The following is a 6,907-nucleotide window of genomic DNA, read 5'->3' as shown; positions in this document are numbered from 1 at the left end:
CCGCACCTGACGGCGATATCGAGCTATCATCGTCGTCCGCCGCTGGGCAGAGCCCTGGGCCCCGCTGGACTCCGCTTTCCGTTCCGGTACAGTACGCCCCTGTCCGGGGCACATTTTCCTCTTGTCCTTGCTGAAGCCAGTCCCTATCCTCCCGAAAACATATGACGAGGCCAGCCCGTATCTTCGGGTATCTCCATAGAACACCGCATCCCTGTGAGCTTTCCATGTCACGCATCTTCCCTGCCCTTTTGCTTTCCCTGGCACTGCTTTCCCCTGCCATGCCTCTCCAGGCGGCCGAAGGATTGCCCGCTACGCCGCAAGCCGCCGTGGACGCCCTGCCCTTGGAGCGGGACATCCATACCCTCATGCGGGACAAAAAGGCCCTGGCCGGTGTGGCCCTGCTCACCGAAGACGGCCTCTGCGCCGGTGTCCACATGGATGCGCCCTTCCCCCTGCTCAGTGTCATCAAGTTTCCCCTGGCTGTGGCTGTGCTGGAAAAGATGCAGCACGAGCAGGCCACACTGACGACCATGCTCCCCGTGCGGGCGGAGCAACTCCACACCGGCACCCACAGCCCTTTACGCGACCAGCGTGGCCGCCGCGACATGGAAGTCAGCCTGGAGGATCTGCTGCGGTATACCGTCACTTTCAGCGACAACAACGGCTGCGACATCCTGATGGAATATGTGGGTGGCCCGGCCGTGGTGGAGGCCTGCGCCCGCCGTCTGGGGGCGGACAGCGTCTTCATTGGTCATAATGAAGACTGGATGCACCTGAACATCTACAACCAGTATGCCAACTGGGGCACGCCGCGCAGCATGGCCCGGATGCTGCTGGGCTTTTTCAGCTCCCCGGACTTCTCCCAGGAGCACAAGGACTTCCTGACCGGCATCATGGCCGGGACGCCCGCCCTGCCCGGCAAGATCCTTGAGGGCCTGCCGCAGGGACTGACCGCCGGACACAAGACCGGCTCTTCCGACAGGACGCCCCAGGGACTCAAGCTTGCGGACAACGATCTGGCCTTTTTCCGCCTGCCCGATGGGCGCTATGTGGCCCTGGCGGTCTTCCTCTGCAATTCGCTGGAAAGCCCCGAGACGAACCTCTCCCTCATCAAGGACATCACCCGCCTGTCTATGGACTGGCTGGCACGGCAGCCCATGCTGCTGCAGGGCGGTACCGCGCGGCCCTGACATCCCGCATCGGGACATGAGGCCATCCAGGCAGTATCCTGCCTTCATCCACAGGACGTCCTGCCTGCGGAAGAGTGGATGCGGCAGGCGGCAGGCGTACTTTACAAGGCCTGCGGGCTCAGGTAATTTTGCGTTTTAGCATTTCCGCGTCCATGACGCTCAGGACTAACAGCAGAGGAAGATATGTTCGGTATCGGCAGTACGGAATTTCTGGTTATCCTTCTTGTGGCCCTTGTGGTGCTGGGGCCCAAGAGTCTGGCAAGTGTTTCCCGCACCCTCGGCAAGGCTATGGGTGAATTCCGCCGCGTCTCCACCGATTTTCAGCGCACGCTGAATGCCGAAGTGGAGCAGGAGGAACACCTCAAGCGCAAGCAGGAAGCTGAAAAGGAATTTTTCAGCCCCGAAGCTCGTGCTGAACACGCGGCCAAAACAGCCGCCCAGACGCAGGCAACGGCCCAGCCCGCAGCCTCCCAGCCCCAGGCGGCACCCGCTGCCGCACCTGCGGTAACGGAGACCGCGGCCCGTCCTGCTGTCCAGCCGGAAGTCGTCCCCTCTGCCGCGCCCGTACCGCCTGCGGACAGTCCTCTGGCCCAGGCCCTTGCCAAGGCCCAGACCGAAGCCGGTAGTGCCGCCACGCCTGCCAGTGGAGCAAAAGCATGAGCACCACCCAGGACAAACAGGATCTGACCGTCACGGTCACGACTCCCGAACAGGATGCTCCCCTCTCTTCTGCGGCCCCGCAAACGGTCGCAGCAGGCGAAGATCTGCCCGAAGCGGCTGAGGAAAAGGCCGCTCCTGTCATGGCCTCCGCTACGGGACCGGAACAGACGGCCCCCCTGACCGCACAGGAAGGCGCCGTGCCCTCTGCTCAGGACGGGGAAGCCGCCATCCCTGAACCTCCGGCGGACAGCCCTCTGGCCCAGGCACTTGCCAAGGCCCGGGCCGAAGCCGAGGAAGCCCCCGCCCCTGTGGAACAGCCTGCCGCCCCCGCTCCCGAAGCTCAGGCAGACGATGCTGCCCCCGCAGCGGCAAACGCCCCTGCCGACCCGTTGCCGGATACGGCAGCTCCGGCTCCTGATGCCGTGGCCGCTCCCGCACCGCAAGGTGGTGATGACGCAGGCCAGCCGCCCGTCCCGCCTGCCACGGCTGCTGCCGGTACCGGTGGGACGCCCGAGCCCGAAGAAAAGACCATGGGCCTCATGGATCATCTCAACGAGCTGCGCTGGCGCCTGGTGCGCTGCTTCATCGCCGCCGGTGTGGGCTTCCTGCTCTGCTGGACGGTGGTCGAGCCCATCTTCAACTTCATCACGGCCCCGCTGCTCAGCGCCTTGCCCGCACACGGCACGGCCATGTACACCACCTTGCCCGAACCCTTCTTCGTGCGCATGTTCGTGGCCTTCGTAACCGGCCTGTTCGTGACCAGCCCGTACATCTTCTATCAGATCTGGGCCTTCATCTCCCCCGGGCTGTACGAGGAAGAGAAAAAGGGCCTGCTGCCCATCGCCCTGCTTTCCGCCATCTTCTTCATTGGTGGCGGCGTGTTCTGTTACTTCATCGTCTTCCCCTACGCGTTCAATTTCTTCCTGGGCTTCTCGTCCGAGCAGATCCAGGCCATGCCGCGCATCACGGACTACCTTGATTTCGTCATCAAGCTGCTCCTGGCGTTCGGCCTCATCTTCGAGATGCCCCTGTTCTCCTTCTTCCTTTCCCGCATGGGGCTCATCACGGCCCAGATGATGCGCAAGGCGCGTCGCTATGCCGTCCTGTGCATCTTTATCGTGGCCGCCATCCTGACGCCGCCGGACGTTGTCTCCCAGCTGCTCATGGCTATGCCCATGCTGCTGCTCTATGAGATCAGCATCCTCGTGGCTGCGGCCTTTGGCCGCAAGAAGAAGGAAAAGAAGGAAGAGGAAGAAGGGACGCCCGGCGATCCCGCTCCGGCCGACCCTGCGCCCGCCTCTCCCGCTCCCGAAGGACCGGACGGCACGACGGTCGCGGCCACTGCCGCAGCTGCCGCCACGGTGGCTGCCATGAGCGATGACGACGCCCAGCGTATGCCGCCCGAAGAAGAAACGCCCGCCCCCGCCATGGAGACGGCTGAAATCTCTACGACCGAAGCAGCTGGGACTTCCGAGGAACTCCCCGAAGGGACCGGGGACCATCCTGTGGAGCAGGAAGGCCTCGCGCCCGATGCTGCCGATACGGCCACACCTGCGGAACAGCAGGACGATCCCGCTTCCGTGGCGGAAGTCCCTGCCGCTGACGACGATCCCGCAACGCCTGCCAAGGACAAGGAATGATGATGGAAGCGACTCTGCCCCAGCGTTCGGCCCGGCATGCCCGTAAAAGCGCCGAGACCGACATCAGTCTGAGCCTTACTCTGGACGGCTCGGGCAAGACCGATATCCAGACCGGCTTCGGCATGCTGGATCACATGCTGACCCTGACGGCATTCTGGGCCGGAATGGACCTGCACCTGCGCTGTCAGGGCGATCTGCACATCGACGCCCATCACAGCGCCGAGGACATCGGCCTGGTCCTGGGCCAGGCCGTGCTGGAAGCCCTGGGGGATCGTGTGGGCATCGCCCGTGTGGGCTACGGCCGCGTCCCCATGGATGAGGCCCTGAGCGATGTCACCATCGACCTTTCCGGCCGCCCCTGGCTGGAATGGCGCGGTGATGAACTCCTGCCCCCGGTCATCGCCGGGGAGGAAAAAGACCTCTGGCGGGAGTTTTACAAGGCCTTTGCCAGCAGCGCCCGCTGCAATCTGCATGTGACCATGCATTATGGCAAAAATGGCCATCACCTTCTGGAATCCGTCGCCAAAAGCCTGGGCCTGGCGCTCGCCCAGGCGGTCCGGCGTAGCGGGAACGTCATCCGCAGCACCAAGGGAGGGCTGGATTGATGAAGAACCGTTTCCTGTGGATATTGTGTGCGCTTCTGTCCCTGCTGGTCCTGACGGGCGGCTGCAACCGCAAACCTGCCAGCACGGCGGACGTGCCGCGCTCGCTGTCCCATCAGTACAAGATCGCGGTGGCGCCCTTCACCCAGCCCCGCGACATCAGCCAGCTCATCATGGGCCAGCTTCCCCAGCCGCAGGCCCTGGCCGCCCGTGACGTGCTGATCGCCCAGGACCGCCAGCTGCGTGATGTTTTGTACACCACGACCAAACGTTCCTATGACTTCCTGCCCCGTACCCGTCCCCTGCCGGACCTGAAGCGTTTCCACACCTCGGAGCGTCCCCAGGCCCTGCCCCTGTGGGTGGAATACGCCCGCAAGACGTCGGCGGACATCCTGTTCATCCCGCAGGTCCTCACCTGGCGGGACCGTCAGGGCTCGGCGGCCGGTGTCACCGAACCCGCCCATGTGCGGCTGGAGTTCTTCCTGCTGAACATCAAGGAAGGCAACATCATCGGTCACTCTGTCTACGAGGTCGAGCAGCAGGGCCTGACGGAAAACCTGCTCAACGTGGGCGACTTTTTCAAACGCCAGGGCAAGTGGGTCACTGCTGAAGAGCTGGCCCGCGAAGCCATGATCAAGGCTGTAAAGGATCTGAACTTATGATTATCTTTCCCGCTGTCGACATCCAGGACGGAAAGGCCGTCCGCCTGAAACAGGGACGTGCCCACGAGAGCACCGTGTTTTCCCCCGATCCTGTGGCCGCTGCCGTGGCCTGGCGGGACAAGGGCGCCCGCTGGCTGCATGTGGTCGATCTGGACGGCGCTTTCGACGGTCTGCCCAAAAGCCGGGACATCGTGCGCAACATCTGCCGGGAGCTGGATATCCCCGTGCAGCTGGGCGGCGGCATCCGTGACGAACAGACGGCCCGTGCCTATCTCGAAGCCGGTGTGCAGCGCCTGATCATCGGTACCATGGCCCTGGAGCAGCCCGAAGCCTTTGCTTCCCTCTGCAAGACCTTTCCCGGGCAGATCGGGGTCTCCCTCGATGCCGAGGGCGGACGCCTCAAGACCAAGGGCTGGGTGGCCGATGCCGGTCTGAGCGTGGACGATGTCCTGCCCCGCCTGCAGAAAGACGGCGCGGCCTTCATCATCTATACGGATATCGAGCGTGACGGCATGCAGTGCGGCGTCAACCTGACGGCCCTGCGCCATCTGGCCGAGACCTCCACCGTGCCGGTCATCGCCGCCGGTGGCGTGGCCACGCTGGCTGACGTACAGGCCCTGTACCCGCTCAGTACGCAGGCCAATCTGCAAGGTGCCATCAGCGGCCGGGCCCTGTACGAAGGTACCCTTGACCTTGTGGAAGCCAACGCCTGGATCGCTGCCCAGCAGTAGCTTTCAGGATACCGCAAACAGCAAAGGGAAGGAGATACCATCTCCTTCCCTTTTTTATGTCTTTGCTCTCCCCGATGCAGATGGGATGCCCGGCTCTGGCAGGATTCCTTTTTTGTCATCCGCGCTCGTGTCCCCTTGCCCGAATCTGCCGTCCTTCAGATTGCCTGCTTTGCATGCAGCGCTACCTGTTTCCGCCCTCTATCAACCGGCTACGTTTTCGTCCTGCATGGGCTCTCGGCTTACTTTGCTGCACTTGATAAGTAGAGAGACCCGCATCACCTCTTTCCTGCCCCTGCGTCCTCATCCAGGGCCTTTATCCGGGCCTCCCGCACCAAACTTGCCTCATCTCTACTTCTGGCCTATCATATAAAGATGCAACATCCTCTGCTCATACTCTCCCGGCTTTTCTTCGCCGTCATGGCAGAGCGACACTGGCGCAGCCATCTGTAATCCTGATGCCCTTTCTGCCGGTCCGCTCCGGACCGGCACGTCTGTAGCAGCTCCGCAATGCCGTTGCGGAGCCCTTTGCGTTCGACCGCATATCCTGAGAGGTGCATCATGAATCCCACACGTCCCTATCACTGGCTCTGTTTGCTGGCGGCCATCGTTTTTGAGGTGGCCGGTACCACGGTCATGAAGCTCTCCTTTGGCTGGAGCTTTGCCCACGCTGCCCTCGCCGGCCTTGTCCTCATGTGGATAGCCATCGGGCTTTCCTACTACTCCCTTGCCAAAGCCACCACGGGCCTGCCCGTAGGCGTGGCCTTTGCCTTCTGGGAGGCCCTGGGGCTGGCGCTCATCACGCTCTCCAGCATCTACATCCTGGACGAGCCATTTTCCCTGCAGCGCCTGGCCGGCCTGCTCTGCGCCCTGAGCGGCGCCCTGCTGGTCCATCACGGCACCGTCCAGGACAAGGATACGTCCTCCGATACCAGCCGCACCGCCAGCTAGAAGGAGCTCCCCATGAATACGGAAACACTGCATCTCATCCTTTCCGCTGGCCTGGTGGCCGCAGCCGCGGCTCTGGACGTGGCCGCCAACCTCATGCTGGCCCGTTCTGATGGCTTCAAAAAGCGCTTGATCGGTATTGCCGCTCTGGCCCTGGTCGGTCTGGCCTTTTACTGCCTCTCTCTGGCCGTCCAGTATATGGACCTGGCCGTGGCCTACTCCATGTGGGGCAGCCTCGGTATCCTGGGCACCTCGCTGTGCGGCTGGCTCTTCCTGCGCCAGCGCCTCAAGCCCTGCGCCTTTGCCGGTATGGGACTGCTCATCATCGGCATGATCCTGCTGCGTACGAGTTAGCATCACGATGCATAATGAAGGGGGAGGAAACCCCTTTTCCTTGCGGAAAAAAGTTGTTCCCTCCCCTCGCCCCCTCCTTCCCCCAAAACCGCTCATCAGGACTGCCTGCATCACAGGCAGTCT

Annotated in this window: 7 protein-coding genes and 1 pseudogene; all 8 read left to right on the top strand. The window is 63.1% G+C overall.

Going from position 1 to position 6,907, the window contains the following annotated elements:
- Positions 1–224 precede the first annotated feature (224 nt).
- The 8 genes and pseudogenes from bla (at position 225) to ACQRCJ_RS11640 (ending at position 6,784) form a co-directional block, all read left to right on the top strand.
- Positions 225–1,190 (top strand): class A beta-lactamase, encoded by a 966-nt coding sequence (gene bla / locus ACQRCJ_RS11675; protein ID WP_427799862.1) that lies wholly within the window; start codon positions 225–227, stop codon positions 1,188–1,190.
- A 183-nt stretch (positions 1,191–1,373) separates the two neighbouring features.
- On the top strand, positions 1,374–1,850 hold the full coding sequence (locus ACQRCJ_RS11670) for a twin-arginine translocase TatA/TatE family subunit (protein ID WP_427799861.1): 477 nt from the start codon (positions 1,374–1,376) through the stop codon (positions 1,848–1,850).
- 530 nt (positions 1,851–2,380) lie between these two features.
- Positions 2,381–3,130 (top strand): annotated as a pseudogene (gene tatC, locus ACQRCJ_RS11665) (twin-arginine translocase subunit TatC); the annotation flags it as partial.
- A gap of 374 nt (positions 3,131–3,504) precedes the next feature.
- Positions 3,505–4,095: an imidazoleglycerol-phosphate dehydratase HisB gene (hisB, locus tag ACQRCJ_RS11660; protein ID WP_204675343.1), complete on the top strand. Its 591-nt coding sequence runs from the start codon at positions 3,505–3,507 to the stop codon at positions 4,093–4,095.
- Positions 4,095–4,754 carry a hypothetical protein gene (locus ACQRCJ_RS11655; protein WP_204675339.1) on the top strand — a complete coding sequence of 220 codons (660 nt, stop codon included), beginning with the start codon at positions 4,095–4,097 and terminating at the stop codon, positions 4,752–4,754. Before hisB ends, ACQRCJ_RS11655 begins: the two co-directional genes overlap by 1 nt.
- On the top strand, positions 4,751–5,485 hold the full coding sequence (hisA, locus tag ACQRCJ_RS11650; protein WP_168936299.1) for a 1-(5-phosphoribosyl)-5-[(5-phosphoribosylamino)methylideneamino]imidazole-4-carboxamide isomerase: 735 nt from the start codon (positions 4,751–4,753) through the stop codon (positions 5,483–5,485). The genes ACQRCJ_RS11655 and hisA overlap by 4 nt, the downstream gene beginning before the upstream one ends.
- A 558-nt stretch (positions 5,486–6,043) precedes the next feature.
- Complete coding sequence (locus tag ACQRCJ_RS11645) at positions 6,044–6,433, top strand: DMT family transporter (RefSeq protein ID WP_204626330.1); 390 nt, start codon at positions 6,044–6,046, stop codon at positions 6,431–6,433.
- Between the two features lie 12 nt (positions 6,434–6,445).
- On the top strand, positions 6,446–6,784 hold the full coding sequence (locus tag ACQRCJ_RS11640; protein ID WP_006006369.1) for an SMR family transporter: 339 nt from the start codon (positions 6,446–6,448) through the stop codon (positions 6,782–6,784).
- The last annotated feature ends 123 nt before the right edge of the window (positions 6,785–6,907 follow it).

Source organism: Desulfovibrio sp. SGI.102 (genome assembly GCF_050314315.1).
In the GTDB taxonomy this organism is placed as follows: Bacteria; Desulfobacterota; Desulfovibrionia; order Desulfovibrionales; family Desulfovibrionaceae; genus Desulfovibrio.
The sequence above is the reverse complement of the archived record's forward strand: the minus strand, read 5'-3'. Positions and strand labels throughout refer to the sequence as shown.

Coding starts and splice junctions, on each gene's coding strand:
- bla (WP_427799862.1), top strand. CDS start 225: ATGTCACGCATCTTCCCTGCCCTTTTGCTTTCCCTGGCACTGCTTTCC.
- ACQRCJ_RS11670 (WP_427799861.1), top strand. CDS start 1,374: ATGTTCGGTATCGGCAGTACGGAATTTCTGGTTATCCTTCTTGTGGCC.
- ACQRCJ_RS11655 (WP_204675339.1), top strand. CDS start 4,095: ATGAAGAACCGTTTCCTGTGGATATTGTGTGCGCTTCTGTCCCTGCTG.
- hisA (WP_168936299.1), top strand. CDS start 4,751: ATGATTATCTTTCCCGCTGTCGACATCCAGGACGGAAAGGCCGTCCGC.
- ACQRCJ_RS11645 (WP_204626330.1), top strand. CDS start 6,044: ATGAATCCCACACGTCCCTATCACTGGCTCTGTTTGCTGGCGGCCATC.
- ACQRCJ_RS11640 (WP_006006369.1), top strand. CDS start 6,446: ATGAATACGGAAACACTGCATCTCATCCTTTCCGCTGGCCTGGTGGCC.